The sequence below is a fragment of the Vibrio sp. 811 genome (assembly GCF_033339195.1).
Genome location: NZ_JAWOUB010000367.1, coordinates 1 through 726 on the forward strand (window position 1 = coordinate 1; position 726 = coordinate 726).

The window sequence follows — 726 nt, forward strand, 5'->3', positions numbered from 1 at the left end:
GATATCTTCAAACGGGACAAACTCACCAAACGGTAATAGGTGATGCTTGTGGTAGCGTTCGCTCATATCAAAGCTGTAATCACCGTATGGTGTGACGCCTAGCGACAGAATGCTGTTATAGAACTGCTTGTCCTCCGATTGATTAACAATGCCTGTGATGATGGCGCTGTTGTTCATCTTCGCGGCACTGTCGATGTTGCTCAAGAAGGAAGGCACTTCAACCTCAAATGCAGGGATTGCTGCTTCTGGCCAGACAATGATGTCGGCGTCCCAGTTTTCACGCGTCAGGTCGGCGTACTTCATGATGGTTGGCCAGCGTTGGCTTGGCAGCCATTTGAGGTTCTGGTCGACGTTACCTTGAATCAACGCCACTTTGGTGGTGTCTTCTGGGCGAGGTGTCACCCAATCATATTGGCGAATCCCAAAACCTGCGCTCATCAAAACAACAGGGATGATAATCATCAACCACTGTTTGTGAATCCACGCATATGCTAATGCACCTGCACTAATAAGAACAAACAGCGTGAGCAGTTCTACACCACCGATCGGTGCAAAGCTTGCTAGTGGCGCATCAATTTGACTATAGCCCAACCACAACCAAGGGAAGCCGGTCATCACCCAACCGCGTAACCAATCGGTAATTAGCCATAATGCCGGAGCAGCAAGAAGCGCTTTACTGAGGCTAAATTGAGGGAAAAACTTATTGTTTAGCCAAGCGAACAATCC

The 726-nt window shown here is 48.6% G+C and carries 1 protein-coding gene; it reads right to left on the reverse strand.

Annotated elements, in window-relative coordinates; all coding sequences use genetic code 11:
- Positions 1 to 726 (reverse strand): apolipoprotein N-acyltransferase (gene lnt, locus R7Q46_RS26915; protein ID WP_318078191.1); only part of this gene is annotated, 726 nt, incomplete at both ends.